The sequence below is a fragment of the Halomonas sp. AOP43-D1-4 genome, from assembly GCF_052446175.1.
Taxonomy (GTDB): domain Bacteria; phylum Pseudomonadota; class Gammaproteobacteria; order Pseudomonadales; family Halomonadaceae; genus Vreelandella; species Vreelandella citrativorans.
The window spans coordinates 308977-326273 of the sequence record NZ_JBQSVY010000001.1 but is presented as its reverse complement, the minus strand read 5'-3'; the positions used below and the strand labels follow the sequence as shown (position 1 = coordinate 326273).

Genomic DNA, 17297 nt, shown 5'->3' with positions numbered 1-17297 from the left:
CTCAGTGTCTTCCAATCAATAAATTACGGTAAAGCCGGTAGAGGCGCTGCTTCCATGTCAGCGTCGGTTGCTGTGTGCGTGCCTGCTCTAAGAGGCTAACGACGGTTTCCGCATTGCAAAGCTGGTGGCTCAATGGGTCTACATAACATGGATAAAGGATTAACGTGCCTGCCACCAACGCCTCAAGCGTTAATGCACGAGAACGGCGCGGGCAGTGCATGGCATCCTGTGTTAACCCCCAGCCTGCGTAAAACGGCATGCCATACGTATGTACTTTGCGGTGACGTAATAGCGCCTCGAAGCCTGTCAGCGAACTCATGGTATGAACCGCATCGACGCGCTCAAGTAGCGTGGTGATTTCCACATGGCTGGCATCCAGATCATACAGGTGTTTAGTATCGGGTTCGAGTGCTCCGATGCGAGCACCGCTGACCACGTCGGGATGTGCCTTATAAATAATAAACGCATGGGGGTGAGTACGGCGCACCTCACGTAAAAGCGCGCTGTTGGTACGAATATGCGGCGATCCAGTGGCAATGGACGCATCACTCTCGACCTGGCCGGGTACGAGTATTATCAGCCGGTTATTGGGCAGCTCAAGAGTGTCGTGGCCGCGCACGTTATATTTGGAGAGCTTTAATGCCACTAAACGCTCTCGTAGTTGGTCGGCACGCTCTAGTAGGTCGTCACTAAAATCGGAATATTCAAGCAGCGACTCCAGGTCACTGGGTTGGCTTGGGTCGTAATAGATCCCTTGAGCATCAATGACCAGTGAAAGCGGTTGAGTAAGATCAACCCCCAGGCCTACCGAACGGATAAAGCCATCTTCAATGCGCCATAAATGGGGCATCAGTGCGGCGTGCTGCTGCTCGAAGGTGTGATCAATACGGCTGGACCACACTAAAAGCTTTTGTGAAGGTGGCGTCTCAGGCAGCGTTTTCTGGTATGTAAGCTGTGCGGCACCGCCTAAAAAGTCATGAATAAAGCGTCGCTTCCACGAGGAGAAACCACAGCCTATCCACTTGCCGCGTAGCCGTTCCTGCTGGCGCTTTTGGTCGGCAATTAGCGCAATGGTCTCCTCTAGCGTGGCAGGTTTTAGCGTATACGGATTGGCATAGCGCGTATAACGCAGATAAGCTGCCGCGAATACTTCATAAAGCGTGCGCTTTTTATGTCGTCGCGAGCAGGTTAGCCGGTCTTCGGTGAGCCCCCAGCCTGCATAAAAGGGCAGGCCAAAGCAGTGAACGCACTTGCCCGCCAGCAACGCTTCAAAACCGAGCTGGCTGGTCACGACATATACAGTTTCAACCTGATCAAATAATGCCCAAGGGTTAATGTCTTCACTGATCACGCGGCAGCGGGGGTGGTTTTGCGCGCTGAGCAGGTGGCCCTGTTTTTTGCCTGCGATAACATCCGGGTGAATCTTGACCAGAATCTCAGCCGTAGGGTGGTCGGTAAGCGCTGTTGCCAGCATTTGCTCGAAACTATCCGCATTCGCTCCCCCATACTCAATAGAGGCATCGCCTGCGGTTTGATCAACAACCAGCACTCTCTCCTGGGGTGAATTGCTTGAAGCAGCATCTGGCGCATGGTTGTACTTTGAAAGGCGGTAGCGGGTAAGCTGATGAATACACCGTTCAGCCTGGTTGATTTCGTCGATAGTAAAAGTGGCGTTGTTCAGCCAGTTTTCTAAATCGGAAGGTTTTGAAGCATCGTAATAAATACCGGTGTGATCGACCACCAGACTATGCCTTTGGTAGCCCATTACCCCTAAGCCAAGCGAGCGTAAAAAGCCGTCTTCCAAGGCAATATAGGGTAGCTGATGGCGTTTTGCATAACGTCGCGCCCGGAGGCTAGAGGGCTTTAAGCCCCATCCAATAACTGCATCTGGTTTTTTTTGCAGTGGCTGTAAACGTGAAAAGTGGCTAAATTCAGACAGCAAGGCGGGGAGCGCGTTAATTTTAACAATACCGGATGATGAATAACCTGCTGTTCTTTTTGCCATAAATATTGTCATTCGTAACGGAGCAAGAAGTTAGGCGAGCGAACATACGTGAAACAGCCCTGCTTATCAATTAGTCACGGCAAGTACTTACATGACTATAGAAATTTGTATTTATAGTCATGAAGCTTAATAATCGCTTTAATTAAATTTAATGCGGTGCGAGAAGGTTTTCTGTTTTGATTAGGTTCTGTAGTAGAAACAGAGTGTTAGAGCTGTATGGCATAGAGAAGTTTTTAAAAAAGGATCGTTAGTGCCTCTGTTTCGCCTGCTAAGAAAAACAATTTCATTCGGGACGCTCAAAGGCCGGCTATTGCTGGGGCTTTTGGCTACCTTGTTGTTGCTGGTTACCCTGCTGTTAGGCTTGGCTTGGCTTGGCAGGTGGGTAAGACTATGGTTCTTGAAACCAACATGGCCCACCTGCGTTATGAAGCACGGTTGCTGGCGGATGAGATCACTCAGCAGGTTGAGCTTCGCTTCGATGCATTGCAGCGGCTAAACAATATTATCGGTTACGCTGATGACCCGAGCGGGCTAAGTTATGAACTTCGTAATAACGATACGCTACTGTCATGGTTTGAAGGCATCGTGGTCACCAATCGTGATGGAGATATAATTGCTGACTGGCCTGCCGTAATCGGACGCGTAGGGCTTGATAACAGGAATACAGAGTTTTTCAAAATGCTGCGCGGTACGCGGCAACCTTATGTCAGTGAACCCTTTATAGGACGTGCAAGCCAAGCGCCTCTCGTTTTGGTAAGTGTGCCTCGCATTGATGAGCGGGGAGAGTTCATGGGCGTTACCAGTGGCGTACTAAGCCTGGATGCGGGTGGATTATTTAATCGATTGGCAAAAGTACGTTTAGGCGAACAAGGCTATGCAGCGGTGGTCACCGCCTCTGAAATGATACTCTACCACCCCGATTCTCAACTTGTTAACACCTCCATTGATCGCAAATACCTTAACCCGTTATTGGATCTGGCGCTTGATGGTTGGCAGGGTGATGGCGTTGGCACCCTATTGAGTGAGCGAGTAGGACTCCAGGCGTATGCTCAAGTTTGGCCTGCCAATTGGGTCATTGGGCTTTATTTACCTAATGAGCAGGCACAGCTGCCGCTCTCCGGGTTTATCCGTAAATTAGGGTGGATGTGGCTACTTTTAGCTGTCCTCATCATGCCTCTACTGTGGTGGATATTGGCGCGTATCTTGACGCCCCTTAACCATCTTGAGGCTCAAATTGGTGAAGTGGGAAGCGGGTTGCGCAAGAGCGTAAGCCTTGCGACCACTATGCAAGAGTTACAGCAGGTTGCCACGACCTTTAATCGCGTCGAGGAGGAGCGCCAGACCCTGGTTGACCACCTGCAGGAGCGCCAGGCGTTTTTAGACTCCGTGCTGAACGCTGCTCCACAAGGCATGTTTGTGGCCAGCTTCGATGGCACGATTACCTATATAAACCCTGCGCTGTTAGAAATGCTGGGCGTTACCCCTGACTGGACGATGGAAGCCCTGTTACATCAGATCCACCCCTATGATCGCGAGAGCGTCAGGAATATGTGGCTCAACAGCTTGAAAAATGGCAATGACTTTATCCGCCAAATGCGATTTACCCACGTTGAAGGCGAAATGCTGTGGCTGGATATTCATGCCAGAGTCGTTGTGCTTGCTCAGGGCGGCCATTCGCTGGGTCTAGTCGGGGTGGTGAAGGATGTTACCGAACGTCGTCAGCAGGAAGCGCTTCAGCGCTGGGAGGCCGAACACGACTCGTTAACGGGGCTTTTAAACCGCCGCGGGTTTGAGCGTCGTCTGGAAGAAGCCTTTGCCGATTTCCTAAAAACCAGCAAACCTGCTGCCTTGTTAATGTTTGATCTGGACCGTTTCAAGCCCATTAACGATGAAGGTGGCCATGCGCTGGGGGATGAGATGCTACGCCGAATTGCTCAAATAGTGGCGTGGAAAGTACGGCGTAGCGACCACGTTGCCCGCCAAGGGGGCGATGAGTTTGGTGTGTTACTGCCAAGCTGTACACTGGGGCAGGCGCAAACCATTGCGGAGGCACTACGCCAGGCGATCAGTGAGGTGACGGTTGTCCATTCAGGCAAAGAGTATCGGGTAACGCCGAGTGTTGGCGTGACCAGTTTTGATGAGCGGGATGCCAGCGTCGATGACGCACTTTCGCGGGCAGATGCCGCAAGCTATGAAGCGAAAGGAAAAGGGCGCAACAGCGTGGTAGTCAACGCAGTGACCGAGAAGATCCTTCCAACTCTTTGATTACGTTATTAGGTCACGACGCTACGCTGTCCGGCGTCTGCCTTTCTTGATATGCATTCGATAAACTACCCGCCACCGCAAACTGTAAGGGCACGCTGAATTGGCTGAGGCAACACTGTGAACCTACTTGAATTGTTTACTCAAACACTTGATATCACCTTACCCGTGTTTGCCATGGTTTTTCTGGGGATTGGCCTAAAGCGCTTGGGGTGGATTGATCGCACCTTTGTCACCACCGCGTCTGCGTTGGTATTTAAAGCCACGCTGCCCACCTTGATCTTTTTAAGTTTGATTAAAGCTGATATTAGCGTTGCGCTGGATATCTCGTTAATGGTGTTTTTTGCCATCGCCACACTGGGGCAGTTTGTGTTGAGTTGGCTATGGGCACGCTTTCGCATTCCTTATGCCGAACGCGGGATTTATGTTCAAGGAGCTTTTCGCGGTAATTGCGGTGTCCTTGGGCTGGCGCTGGCAGCGGGCATGTACGGCAACTATGGGCTGTCAACGGGCAGCCTGTTGGTTGGTGTGGTCATTATTATGTACAACGCGCTCTCAGTGGTGGTACTGGCTGCTTATCAAGCGGAAAAAGCCGCTAACTGGCGCAGCATTCTCAAGCATATTGCGACGAATCCGCTGATTATTTCAGTGATTGTGGCCTTACCGTTTACCGCTTTTTCCATTTCGCTCCCCAGTTGGGTGATGACCTCTGGGGATTATTTTGCGTCGCTCACGCTACCGTTGGCGTTGATCTGTATTGGCGCAACGCTCTCGATGTCCAGCATTCGAGATAAAAGCGACATTGCGGTGAGCTCCAGCATTATGAAGATGGCCGTCTTACCTGTGCTCTCTACCGTAGCTGCCTGGCTGTTAGGCTTTGAAGGCGAACAGTTGGGGTTGTTGTTCCTCTTTTTTGCCAGCCCCACCGCCGCCGCCAGCTTTGTCATGGTAAAAGCCATGGGCGGCAACGCAGGCCTGGCCGCCAACATCATTGCGATCACCACCTTAATGGCCAGTATTTCGGTAACACTGGGCATTTTTGCGCTGCGTTTGTTGGGCTGGGTGTAAGAAGGGCAGAGGCGGGTTGGAGTGTTATCTGTAACACGTTATACTGTGCGCCCCTTCTGCAAGCAAAGTCTCTGTAGCTCAGTAGGATAGAGCAGCCGCCTCCTAAGCGGCAGGTCGCAGGTTCGACTCCTGCCAGGGACGCCAACGGCCATTCTTGAGCAGTCCTGAGAAGGCCAAAAATAGAGTGTAATACTCTGAAAGACATAGATTTTTAGCTCCCCGTTGTTCCTCGGTGTTCCTTCCAAATCCCGCTTCCAAGTGGTATACAGTACGGTATAGACCTCCATTCGAAGACGCTCGGTATACCCGTATGGCGCTAACTATCCGTCAGATAAACGCAACTAAGCCTGGCACGAAAATTGTTACCCTCTCAGATGGCATGGGATTAGAACTTAGGATCTGGCCCGATGGCCGCCGTGAGTGGCGTTTGGGCTATGCCACTTCTTCTAGTCTCCCCGCATCAGTACTAGCTTGAGATGGTAACGCTTGAAGAAATCGTGCCATCGAACCATCTGCTGCGTCAGATCGAGGCAGTCCTTGGCTTTGGTTTCATCCTTGATCAAACGCGGCATCTCTACTGTGCAGATAACGGTCGGCCTGCGCCCGGCCGCGTGCTGCTCTTCAAGGCGTTGCTTATCGGTTACCTGTTCGGTATTCGAAGTGAGCACCAGTTGATGCGCGAGATTCAGACCAACGTCACCTATCGCTGGTTTTTCGGTTTTTTTAACAAACCTTGGTGCTCATTGGGATTATGTCAGGGGCCGGAACATTCGCTGGACCTGACTAGCGATTGAGCATCCAGCGTATCTACGTGCATGGCGCGTAGCTCCTTACCCCGCTGGGTTATGACTGTGTAGTTTGGGCCTGTGCCAGCGGTCCAATAGGGGGCTGGGTCCTTGGGCTCAACAATAAATTGGTGGCTTACGCCGCGTCCCGAAGTATAGGAGATACCATCTTCGGTAATACCGGAAAGCGAGATATGAATATGTCCGAAAAACATATGTCTTATACCAGCAGGGTGGTTTTGTAATACCTCTAGCAGCGCTTCGGGATCATGGAAGCCGATATGCTTGAAATGCGCAAAACCAGTATCGAAGGGGGGGTGGTGAATGAAGATCACCGCTGGTATATCTGGGGTCTTGGCTAATTCAGTCGCAAGCCAATCAAGACGCAGGTGGCAGTATTTTCCACCGATAGTCGCTGGCTCGTGGCTATCAAGGAATAGTAACTGCAATGTACCATCTGATGTAGTGAGTGCTGACTGAATAAAGCCCTGAGAGTCTACCGGCGCCTCTGGGAAAACGCGGCGGAAGTTTTCGCGGTTGTCATGGTTGCCTAGCAGCAACCTTACTTCGCAGGGCAACGGAGCTAAAGTATCGCACAGCAACCGATAGGCGCTCTCGTCTCCGTCGTTGGCCAGGTCGCCTGTAACGACGACGAGGTCGACATCGGCATGATGCTCATTTATATCTGCTACAGCGCGCCGCAGGCTGGCGGCAGGATCTAGCCCATAGAGTGTATTCCCTGGTGGTACGAAATGGGTATCGGTGATCTGGATAATCTTCATGATAGGAGTATTCTTCTCAATATAAAGAGGAGCGTTGGCGCTCCCAATTGTGGGATTCCTGACGCCCCAAAGCTAATACTTGGCGAGCCGTCCGGGCTTAGCGCAGAGCGTGCTTAGCGAATCAATGCATTGGTTTCACTGACTATGCGGTCTAGACCCTCTTCCGGAGTTACCTCGCCGCGCATCACCTGACTGATGATATCGCGCTGGGTACGCCAGATACGCACCGACTCGCCACCCGGATAGCCGATCCAAGGCAGTGAACGGTCGGCCTGCTGGGTGGCGGTAGCGGCATTCGGGTTGGCTTCATAGTAGGGAGCCAGGTAGTTATCGCCCAAGGCAAGCTGGTTCGTTGGCAGGTAGCCGGTGATTTTGACGGCGATGGCCTGTGCTTCTGGACCGGTGACGAATAATGCATATTTTCGCGCCGCTTCTAACTGTGTCTCGTCTTGGGATGTAACCACAACAGCATTGCCGCCGGTGGGGACCCCTCCTTGCTCTTTATCGTTAAGAGGGAACGTTGTTGTGCCCAACTCGAAACGTTCGCCTACGAGTCCGTTAAGGGTCTGCAGGCGGGCTGGCGTATCGAAAATAATGCCGGTGAGTCCTGCGCCAAACTGCTGCCGTGACTGGTCTGGGTCGATTACCTCCATGCCGGCCTCAGTGGCGAAGCGCTGGGTTAATGTCAAGGCGTTGAGTCCGAATTCGTTATCGAAGCCGGCACCATCGCGTTCTGCGTTGAGTAACGAACCCCCTTGCTGGTAGAGAAGCGCTTGCCAGAGCCAGTCATCGCTCCAGCCATGTACGTCGTAAGAAAGGCCGCTAATATCGTCGCCTAGCGCGTCGATGCGGGCCGCTAGTTCGATCAGGTCATCAAAGTTATCGGGCATGTTGTCGGGATCGCCGCCAGCTTCGCGTACCATCTCAATGTTGTAGTACATGATTGGCGAAGAGGCGTTGACCGGAAGGCCGTACTGGGAACCATTGACATGGCCCAACGCCAAGATATTAGGGTCGTAGTTTTCAGCGATGAATGTCTCGCCCAGCTCGTCGAGATAGGGCTGCAAATCCTGTATCTGACCACGTTCCGCCAACGACTGGGTCAGTTCCTCAAGTAGGTGGAAGCCTGAGAAGTAGAGGTCGGGCAGATTATTGGTCACCGCAAAACGCAGCATTTGCTGATGGCCAGCGTCATAGTCGGCGCAGGGCGCAAGAAAGTTGATATGAATGTCCGGGTTCTCGGCCATAAAGGCGTCAGCGATGGGCTGGTGAAAGCGTGAAAAGCTGGCGTTGCAGTGCAGTACGTCGAGGGTGACGGTCTCGGCGGCAGCAGTCTGAGCCAAGCCGGTGCCTAGCGTAGCCATGGCGGCGAGATAACGAAATTTCATTAATTAATCTCCAGTTGCGGTTGGGTATAACGCCTACTTCACACCGGTCATCGTGATTCCTTCGATGAACTGGCGGCGCGCGAGTAGGAAACAGATCACCAGTGGCATGGTTAGTACCGTGGCTCCGGCCATGAGGGCACCGTAGTTAGTTCCAGCCTCGGCATCAGCGAAAAACAGCATGCCGAGTGGAGGAGTGGCTAATCGCATGTCGGAGATGACAATCATTGGCCAGTAGAGGTCGTTCCAGTGCGCCACCATGGAGAATACGGTGAAGGCTGCAATCGCCGGTAGCGCTGAAGGCACCACAAGGCGCCAGCAAATACTCATTTCGCTCATGCCGTCGAGCCGCGCCGCCTGGATGATCTCGTCTGGATAGGATTTGAAGGTTTGACGGAAAAGGAAGATGGCGAACACTGAGAGGAAAAAGGGAGCCATCATAGCGAAATAGGTATTGAGCAGATCGGCCCATGCCAGACCAATGAACATCGGCAGTGCCAGCACTTGCATCGGGATGCACAGCGCACCGATAACCAATGAAAAAAACAATTTAGCGCCGGGAAACGGCAGCTTGGCTAAGGCATAGGCGGCTGGGATAGCCACCAGCAGTTGCACGATGAGAATGCTGCAGCAGACGATAACGCCGTTGAGCATGAATCTGAACAGTGGCACTGCCTGTGTGGCCGAAGTGAAGTTATCCAAAGCATGGAAGGATTGAGGGATCGGCCATAGGCTAACGCTAAAAATTTCAGCCGGTGCGCGTAGCGAGGTCAGTAGCATCCAATAGAAAGGCAGCAGTATGAACAGAGCGCCTGTCATCAGCACCGCGTGGGGTAACAGCTGGCGCCAGGCATACCCAGTTAGGGGGCGACGAACATCAGTCATCAGTAGTGCACCTTACGGTCGAGATGAAGTGCCTGCCCGATGGACAGGAACAGCACGAAGGCTAGGAAAATTAGAGTCAAAGCTGCGGCGTAGCCCATCTGAAAGTACTCGAACCCCTCTAAATAAAGTGCGTAGAGCAAAACTTCTGATCCGTCTCGGCCCCGGGTCAACACTGCTACTGTTTCAAACACCTTGAAGGCTGTGATTGAGGTGGTCACCGCGACAAACATCACAGTGGGGCCAAGCATAGGCCAAGTGACTGTCAGGAAACGATCAAGAGGACGACTCACGCCATCTACTCGGGCAGCGTCGTATAGATCGCGTGGGATCGCCGATAGTCCAGCGAGGAACAGGATGATGTTGAAACCGATGACTTGCCATACGCCGATGATGGCGAGAGTGGGGATGATTAGCGCTGGGTTCGAGAGAAAGGCGATCTCGCCGATCCCGAACGACTTTAGGACGGCGTTAACCGGGCCGAGGCGTGGGTGTAGGATAAACTGCCACACAGCCGCCATCGCCACAAGAGTTGAGGTCACTGGTAGGAAGTAGACCACCTCGTAGAAGGAGCGGCTGCGTACGCGGCTGTGGATTAGCGTGGCGATAAGCAGCGCCAGTCCGACACCAAGAGGGATTACGATCGCCACATAGAGCAGGGTGTTAGTAAAAGCTCGGCGAAACACTGGGTCTGAGAAGGCTCGCGAAAAATTATCCAGACCGACGAACTGAGTGACCACGGCGCCCAGGCGATAATCCGTTAGGCTCATTACCAGCAGGGTGATCAGTGGAACGATGTAAATGCACAGTAATAGTAGCGCTGCCGGCGTGGCGAAGGCATAGCCCTTGAGCTGGCGCCGGCGAGCCTGGGGCAGCCCCGCCGCGTCTGCTAACCGTGTCGCCGGTACGGCAGTAGTCTCGACAATACCGCTCATGCAAACACCTCGGCACGCGACTCTTCAGCCGCTGTCTTCAGACTTTCGACGGTAGGCTCAATGCGCAAGCCATCCTCTGTGAAGAAGTGCGCTAGCGCCGGACGAAAATAAAGCATGATCTTCTGGCCGACATCAATCTTGACCGCTTCTTCAGGGGAGAGGCGGGCATGCAGCATGCGGTCCTGATCTTTCTGCGTGGCGATCAGGAAACAGTCGGCGCCTTGGAGCTCTAGGCGTCGAACGGTGGTGTGCAGTGCCATGTCACCCGGTTCGGCGTTCAGACGCAGCGCTTCGGGACGTACTGCCACTACCACGCTGCGATGCTCTCCCACGCTTAAGCCTGTCATCGGCTGGCCCTGCAACGTAACTGCGCCGTTGGCAACTGGCGCTTCGAAGCAGTTGATTGCTGGCGAACCAATGAACTGCGCCACTTGCAGAGTGGCTGGGTGGTGGTAGAGCTCATTGGGCGTGCCGAGCTGGAGAATATTGCCGTCCGCCATCAGTGCGATTCGGTCAGACATGGTCATCGCCTCCACTTGGTCGTGGGTGACGTAGATGAAGGTAGTGTCCAGACGGCGGTGCAGTTCAGTGAGCTCGGTACGCATGTGCACGCGCAGCTTGGCATCTAGATTGGAGAGCGGTTCGTCCATAAGAAAGACGGCTGGCCGACGGACCATGGCACGAGCCAGTGCCACGCGCTGCCGTTGTCCGCCGGAGAGCTGAGCTGGCTTGCGCCCGAGCAGAGCCTCAATCTGCAACTGGGCGGCTACTGCATGGACCTCCGCTTTGATCGCTGCCAGTATCTTGCGACGTCCGGGGGTGGCCATGCCGATCAGCGGCAGTCGAGAGAGAGCATTCAGACGGGACATACGCAGGGGAGTAGCGATGTTTTCGGCCACGGTCATATGTGGGTAGAGGGCGTAACTTTGGAAGACCATTGCCACATCGCGCTGCTGCGGCTCTAGATGGGTAACATTTCGCTCACCGATAGAGATGGTGCCGCTGTCCGATTCCTCTAGGCCGGAGATGATACGCAGGAGGGTCGACTTACCGCAGCCTGACGCGCCAACTAGCGATAGGAATTCTCCTGGGCGGATGTCGAGGGAGATGCCATTCAGAACGACATTGTCGGCATATTTCTTGGTAATGTTCGTAAGCACGACGCTGTCTGTCATGGTTGGAGCCCCTTTTACTCATTGTTCAGTGGACAAGAGGCTAGGGATAAGAAGTGTCAGAGGCGTGACAGAACTATGATGGTCTGATGTCAGGCTGATCCCGCATAGGAATACCGGCTGCAGTAGTACCGCTACCTGACTCCATTCGTGATAGGGCTCGGGGAATATGTGATTCATCCATTAATGCATGCCATTATCACAAAGCTCGCCGATAGGAGTTCTCATTCCCCAACTAACCCGCTCGCCTGCTTTTATCGATGGCAAGGTAGGGTTTGAAACGTGCTCAAAGAAAGTGTTGCCTGCGAAGTGGTGAGCTGGCTAAGGCAGTGGCATTAAGCACGAAGAACCCCTGGCCATTGCGCTGAGGCTTTTTTGTTAGCGTGTTCGGGAAGCGCCTGAAGTGTTTAGACTGAGATTATTTATAGCGAAGGAGGCGGTAACAGCCCCTATGAAAAGTAGATGGCTTTTCGGCAGCAGAGTGATAGAAGGGCCCTACCACATTACGTATAGTATGCGATAAGGTATGCGGAAGACTTTTATAATAAGATAAAATTTTATTTATAAGTGGCTTAAGTGATGAATTGTGCCCCTTATAGCCGCCAAACCCTACCCCAACCAACGCTCAAGAAACCCCAAAAACCGATGATCATTAGCGTAGGCAATATGCATACGCATGGACGATGCATCCGGTCCATTGGGGCGTAGTGAAAAGATGCTGCCAGGGGCGATGAAAATACCTTCGTCCGAGGCTTTTTTGGCTAGCTGCATTGCATCAATGTTGTTCGGCAGGCGCGCCCATAAGTAATAACCTTCCCCTGGCCCCTCTATATTCTCAAGCCCCACCTCTTTCAGCGCGGTAATGGTACTGGCGCTGGCCTTGGTAATGCGTTCGCGCAGCTGTACCAGATGGCGGCGGTAACGCCCGTGGTTAATCATGTCGTGAATTAGGCGCTCGCTGAAGGTAGAGCTGTTAACGACGGTGACCATTTTGATATCGGTAAGTGCATTAACCAGCGCAGGGTTTGCCGCTAAATAGCCCGAGCGAATGCCGGTGGAAAGCGTCTTGGAAAACGTGCCTACGTAAATCACGCGACTCAGGTCATCCAGGGCCGCCAGGTGGGCGCTTCCTCGGTGGAGCAGGTCGGCAAAGGCGTCGTCTTCTACCAGTATCAGGTTGTAGCGCTCCGCGAGAGTCAGTAGCCGGTACAGCTGGTTAAGTGAAAGGGTAGAGCCCGTCGGGTTGTGAGCATTGGGCTGTAGAAAGAAAACATTGGGGCGGTATTGAATAATTTTGCGCTCAAGGTCATCAAGGTCCAACCCTTCGTGGCTGCGCGAAACGCCAATCAGCTTCGCCTTGGCCAAGCGCAGCTTGCCGAACAACGGGTAATAGCCGGGTGTTTCCACCAGAACTCGGTCACCCGGGGCGATCAGGTGGCGAATAATAAGATCGAAAGCGTGATTGGCGCCGAAGGTCAGCAGTACCTGTTCATGGGAAGCATGAATAGAGCGCCCGGCCAATACCCTGGCAATCGTTTCACGCAGTGGGAGATACCCTTGTGGGGCACCGTACTCGATATCATCATTGCCGATGGATGTTAGCCGCTTGGCTTGCCGTGCAAGCGCCGCGCCGCCCATCCAGCTAGCGGGTGCTCGGCCGTCGCCTACCCGCACCTGAAAATTACCTACCAACTGCTCTCTCAAAAGCGAGACGCTATCAACAGCTTCATTGAGCTCGTGGGTCTTTTCCAGCGCTTCAAGCGCGGGTGGCTGCGTAACAAAAAAACCGGCTCCTTGCCGGGCGCGCAACCTGCCCAGTGCAATCAGCTGATCATAGGCATCAACAATCGTGTTTTTCGAAACCCCATGCTGGCGGGCGGCTTCGCGTATAGAGGCGAGCCTGGCACCGGGTGCCAGGCGGCCTTCTTCGATAGCCTTGAGGATGGTGTCAGCCACGCGTCTGGATTTCGACATGGTAGGTGCCTCCCGTAAATGGGCTAAACCCAACCCGGTGAAATCAGTGTACCTCTCTTTTGATAGGTACAGTACCTCGTACAATCTCGCTAACTGTACCTGTCAGTAATCAGCAAGTTTACCCATCATGAGCGGCATTAAAAAAGAAACATCCATAATAAATTCAAGGAGACACGCTATGGCTGAACAAAAGAACCGGTTTCTCAATGTGTGGGATGACACGGTGAGTGGGAGAGACCTCCTGCTGTCACTGTGTATTTCCACGCCGTTAACACTAGGCGGCTATCTGCTTGCCCCGGCGCAGCCTCCGCTTCCGCTTATTCTGGGGCTAAGCGGCGCTATTCTGGGGTTCTTCATCAATGCGCTGCTGTTTCGCCCTAAGCGGCAGCTGCAAACCGGTGAGGAGACGTAGTAATGGATCCCGTCTTATTACTTCAAATGCTGGCGGCCGCTATTATTGCTGTCGTCGTTTATACCGCCATTGGCGTTGCGCCGGGTACTGATGAAACCGCCGTACTGGCCCCCGTAATCTTGGCGCTGGTGGTCGCAGGTATACCGCTTCCCGTGGTGCTGGCTTTCTTTATGGCGGCAATCGTTGCCAAGAAGCTGACCGACTCTATCCCCGTTTCGGTAGCCGGTATACCGGGCGGGGTGATGTCGGCCCCTATGGTCGAGCACGCGCTGATTCTAAAGCGGGAAGGGCACGCTACCCTGGCGATTCGTAAAATGGCCTCCGGTTCGGTCATCGGCACGCTCGTCGCAATACCCATCAGCCTGTTCCTCGCCTTTCTGTTAACGCCGCTAGCCGATGTGCTTGGCCAGTACGCCAGCCAGATTTTCTTTGGCGGTGCCGTATTTCTGGCGCTGATGAGCAAGGAGAAAGTCATCAGTCTGATCAGTATTGTGCTGTTGGCGGCTCTGATCCAGGGGTTACGGCACCTGTATTGGGGAATGGGCGTCATTCCAGAAGGACAGACGGTCTTCATTTCGTTCTTTTTGGGCATCACCATTGGTCCGATGATGTTTAATCTGGCGCAGCTTACGGTCAACAGTGAGCGCCATAAAATGGTGGAGTCTGAGCCCAAGCAGATCCAGATCTACGGTGACGATGAAAAAGGGCAGCTACCTAATCCGTTTCGTATCCTGACGCGCCAGGAAACCGCCTCGGCCGCGGCAAGCTCCGTACTGGGCTCGGTTACGTTCTTCATGAGCCCAGTGGGCATCACGATCTTTCTGGGCGAAGTAATGTCGAGCTGGGTGAAGGGCACGGTTAATAAGGCCAGCCGAGCGCTCTCGTCAATGGATGCGGTCACCAATGCTTCTTACATCGCGGGCATCTTGATTCCCTTGGCGGCGCTGGGCATTCCCATGAGCCCGATGGCGATTGGTCCGGGCAATGCCTTCTTCAACGCACCGCCGGTGCTGACGCTTGAGCAGAACGCTCACCACTTGATGAGTTTTTCTGAAATTACCATCGCCAGCATCTTGGGCGCCGGTGTCGCTTTGCTGATTACTTACCCGATTGCGGTTCGGTACGCGCGGCGTATCTGCATCTTTGTGTTCAAGCACATTCCCCACGAAGCGTTTCTGGCGATGTTCTTCTCGCTGGTCATGCTGCTCGCTTATATGGATGCTGGCGTAATGGGCATTTTGGGCGTGATGGTGCTGGCACTGATGGCGGGTCTGCTCAACCGGTGGGGCGTCAACTACGGTGTGCAGTTCATGACGCTATATGCCGCACCGTGGATTTTAGGGCTGCTTGCTTAATACGTTTGGTTCATGCCTGAAGCATATGCAGCGTCCTGGTAAACCGCCTGCTTCAGGCACATTTACTTATTCAACCTCAATTGATCAGAGGCATTATCAATGGCACACAGCACATCACGCATTCCCGGTTTTTATCAACTTCCCCCCAGCGAGCGGCTCGATAAAGTCATTGAAATAGCCGGGCTTGGCAACGAGGTTCGCGCGCATTTTTCCGATACGGGCAATATTTCGTCAGCCACTGCCGATGCCATGATCGAGAACGTTATCGGTACGCTGAACCTGCCCATCGGGGTTGCTACCAATCTGGTCATTGATGGCGAGGAACAGCTGGTGCCCATGGCGACCGAGGAGTCCTCCGTGGTCGCTGCTGTGTGTAATGCGGCCAGGCAGTGTCGCGCCTCGGGTGGGTTTTATACCGATACGTCAGAACCCATCATGATTGCACAGGTGCAATTACTGGATGTGCCCAATCCTGAGTTTGCGCGCCTCCGGCTGCTTTCCGAGTTTGAGCAGGTAAAAAGCATTTGCGATGCAACCGACCCGGTGTTGCTGCAGCACGGGGGCGGTTTTCGCGAGCTGGAAGTGCGCGTGCTCGACAACATGCTGATCGTGCATCTGCTGGTGGATGTGCGTGACGCCATGGGCGCTAATGCCGTCAACTCGATGGCGGAAGCCGTCGCGCCTTCTCTGGCAGAGTGGAGCGGTGGCCGCAGTTGCCTGCGTATTCTTTCCAATCTTGCAGATCGGCGCATTGCGCGTGCGCGTGCTACCTGGAAGCTCGAAGATCTTGGCGGCGAGTCGGTACGTGACAGCATGCTTAATGCGTATCGCTTTGCTGATCAGGACCCTTATCGGGCAGCCACCCACAACAAAGGCATCATGAACGGGGTGAGTGCTGTTGTGCTGGCAACCGGTAACGATACTCGTGCGGTGGAAGCGGGCGCGCATGCCTACGCCGCGCGTACCGGGCGCTACCGTTCCTTGACACATTGGGAGGCTGATAGCGAAGGGAACCTGACCGGTACGCTGGAAATGCCCATGCCGGTAGGCCTGGTGGGCGGCGCTACTCGCTCGCATCCCAGTGCTCGGCATTGCCTGGATATTCTGGGTGTAAAAACGGCGGATCGCTTGGCGCGTATTATCGTCGCAGTAGGGTTGGCGCAAAATTTTGCCGCCATGAAGGCGCTGGCAACCACAGGTATTCAGAAAGGCCATATGGCGCTGCACGCCAAGAATATCGCAGTGATGGCCGGGGCCGAAAATGAGGAAGTTGACCGGATCGCGGCTCTGCTTGTGGATGGCGGTAAGGTGCGTGTGGATATCGCCCAACAGCTTCTTGAACAGTTGCGTCACGGATAAGGAGAAGACATGACCCTGCCATCCTCTGTGCGTCTGGTCGAGGTCGGCCCGCGCGACGGTTTGCAAAATGAACAGGCGCGCGTGCCGACTCATCTGAAACTTGCGTTCATCCAGCGCCTGGTGGAGGCGGGCTGTGCCAATATCGAGGCGGCGAGCTTCGTGTCGCCTCGCTGGGTGCCGCAGATGGCTGATCACCGGGAAGTAATGCAGGGTGTTGAGCGGCGCCCCGGCGTTGTCTATTCAGCCTTGACGCCTAACCTGAAAGGCCTGGAAGCGGCGATTGAGTGTGGTGTTGAAGAGGTCGCTGTATTTGGTGCGGCGAGCGAAGCCTTCTCGCACAAGAACATAAACTGCTCTATTGCCGAGTCGCTCGAACGCTTTGAGCCGGTGGTCGACCGTGCGCGCCAGGCCGGGCTGCGCGTGCGAGGGTATGTTTCCTGCGTGCTTGGCTGCCCTTATGAGGGAGAAATCGAGCCTTTACAGGTGGCGCGGGTGGCCAAGGCGCTATACCAGATGGGCTGTTATGAGGTGTCGCTGGGCGACACGATTGGCACCGGCACGCCATCCAAAGCCAAGCGTATGCTGGGGGCTGTTGCCGCCCAAGTACCGGTGAATAATCTGGCCGCCCACTTTCATGATACCTACGGCCAAGCACTTGCTAATCTCTATGCGGTGCTGGAAGAGGGCGTAAGCGTTATTGATAGTTCTGTCGCCGGTTTGGGTGGCTGCCCCTATGCCAAAGGGGCTTCTGGCAATGTGGCCAGCGAAGATGTGGTGTATATGCTTGAAGGTTTGGGTATTGCGTCAGGCATCAATTTAAACGCGCTAGCAAGAACGGGGGAGTGGATCACGCAAGCGATCAACGCCCCTAACCGGTCACGCGCGGGCAGCGCCTTGATGGCAGCGGCGGTATAACGGCCT

At 54.1% G+C, this 17297-nt stretch carries 13 protein-coding genes, 1 tRNA gene and 1 pseudogene; 8 read left to right on the top strand and 7 right to left on the bottom strand.

The annotated features are described in order from the left end of the window. Window position 1: 1 nt before the first annotated feature. On the bottom strand, window positions 2-2005 hold the full coding sequence (locus ACT3RQ_RS01535) for a capsular polysaccharide biosynthesis protein (RefSeq protein ID WP_444679818.1): 2004 nt from the start codon (window positions 2003-2005) through the stop codon (window positions 2-4). 390 nt (window positions 2006-2395) lie between these two features. Here ACT3RQ_RS01535 and ACT3RQ_RS01530 point away from each other — a divergent pair, with 390 nt between their 5' ends. From ACT3RQ_RS01530 to ACT3RQ_RS01515, 4 genes and pseudogenes are all read left to right on the top strand, one after another. Further along, window positions 2396-4270 (top strand): diguanylate cyclase, encoded by a 1875-nt coding sequence (locus ACT3RQ_RS01530; RefSeq protein ID WP_444679817.1) that lies wholly within the window; start codon window positions 2396-2398, stop codon window positions 4268-4270. A gap of 117 nt (window positions 4271-4387) precedes the next feature. Beyond that, a complete protein-coding gene (locus tag ACT3RQ_RS01525; protein WP_444679816.1) occupies window positions 4388-5335 on the top strand; it encodes an AEC family transporter in 948 nt (315 codons plus the stop codon). 67 nt (window positions 5336-5402) lie between these two features. After that, window positions 5403-5479: transfer RNA gene (locus tag ACT3RQ_RS01520), tRNA-Arg, on the top strand. Window positions 5480-5811: 332 nt separating this feature from the next. Beyond that, window positions 5812-6057 (top strand): annotated as a pseudogene (locus tag ACT3RQ_RS01515) (transposase); the annotation flags it as partial. A gap of 32 nt (window positions 6058-6089) precedes the next feature. Here ACT3RQ_RS01515 and ACT3RQ_RS01510 read toward each other — a convergent pair. The 6 genes from ACT3RQ_RS01510 to ACT3RQ_RS01485 all read right to left on the bottom strand — a co-directional run bounded on the left by ACT3RQ_RS01510 (window position 6090) and on the right by ACT3RQ_RS01485 (window position 13250). Continuing rightward, the gene (locus tag ACT3RQ_RS01510) at window positions 6090-6902 is read right to left on the bottom strand and encodes a phosphodiesterase (RefSeq protein WP_444638733.1); all 813 of its coding nucleotides are present in this window, start codon (window positions 6900-6902) and stop codon (window positions 6090-6092) included. A gap of 113 nt (window positions 6903-7015) precedes the next feature. Then, a complete protein-coding gene (locus tag ACT3RQ_RS01505; RefSeq protein WP_444638734.1) occupies window positions 7016-8290 on the bottom strand; it encodes an ABC transporter substrate-binding protein in 1275 nt (424 codons plus the stop codon). Window positions 8291-8323: 33 nt separating this feature from the next. Next, on the bottom strand, window positions 8324-9172 hold the full coding sequence (locus ACT3RQ_RS01500) for a carbohydrate ABC transporter permease (RefSeq protein ID WP_444638736.1): 849 nt from the start codon (window positions 9170-9172) through the stop codon (window positions 8324-8326). Then, window positions 9172-10104 carry a carbohydrate ABC transporter permease gene (locus ACT3RQ_RS01495; RefSeq protein ID WP_444638738.1) on the bottom strand — a complete coding sequence of 311 codons (933 nt, stop codon included), beginning with the start codon at window positions 10102-10104 and terminating at the stop codon, window positions 9172-9174. Before ACT3RQ_RS01495 ends, ACT3RQ_RS01500 begins: the two co-directional genes overlap by 1 nt. Next, a complete protein-coding gene (locus ACT3RQ_RS01490; protein ID WP_444638739.1) occupies window positions 10101-11279 on the bottom strand; it encodes an ABC transporter ATP-binding protein in 1179 nt (392 codons plus the stop codon). Before ACT3RQ_RS01490 ends, ACT3RQ_RS01495 begins: the two co-directional genes overlap by 4 nt. A 606-nt stretch (window positions 11280-11885) precedes the next feature. Further along, window positions 11886-13250 (bottom strand): aminotransferase-like domain-containing protein, encoded by a 1365-nt coding sequence (locus tag ACT3RQ_RS01485; protein ID WP_444638740.1) that lies wholly within the window; start codon window positions 13248-13250, stop codon window positions 11886-11888. A 178-nt stretch (window positions 13251-13428) separates the two neighbouring features. On the opposite strand from ACT3RQ_RS01485, the gene ACT3RQ_RS01480 reads away from it, so the two are divergent. From ACT3RQ_RS01480 to ACT3RQ_RS01465, 4 genes are all read left to right on the top strand, one after another. Continuing rightward, entirely contained in the window at window positions 13429-13662 is a 234-nt protein-coding gene (locus ACT3RQ_RS01480) for a hypothetical protein (protein ID WP_193053870.1), read from the top strand. A gap of 2 nt (window positions 13663-13664) precedes the next feature. Then, window positions 13665-15017, top strand: coding sequence for a tripartite tricarboxylate transporter permease (locus ACT3RQ_RS01475; RefSeq protein WP_192528551.1), 1353 nt, complete (start codon window positions 13665-13667; stop codon window positions 15015-15017). A gap of 99 nt (window positions 15018-15116) precedes the next feature. Continuing rightward, window positions 15117-16376, top strand: a complete 1260-nt coding sequence (locus ACT3RQ_RS01470) for a hydroxymethylglutaryl-CoA reductase, degradative (protein WP_444638742.1) — start codon at window positions 15117-15119, stop codon at window positions 16374-16376. A 9-nt stretch (window positions 16377-16385) separates the two neighbouring features. Continuing rightward, window positions 16386-17291 carry a hydroxymethylglutaryl-CoA lyase gene (locus ACT3RQ_RS01465; RefSeq protein ID WP_444638743.1) on the top strand — a complete coding sequence of 302 codons (906 nt, stop codon included), beginning with the start codon at window positions 16386-16388 and terminating at the stop codon, window positions 17289-17291. Window positions 17292-17297 lie beyond the last annotated feature (6 nt).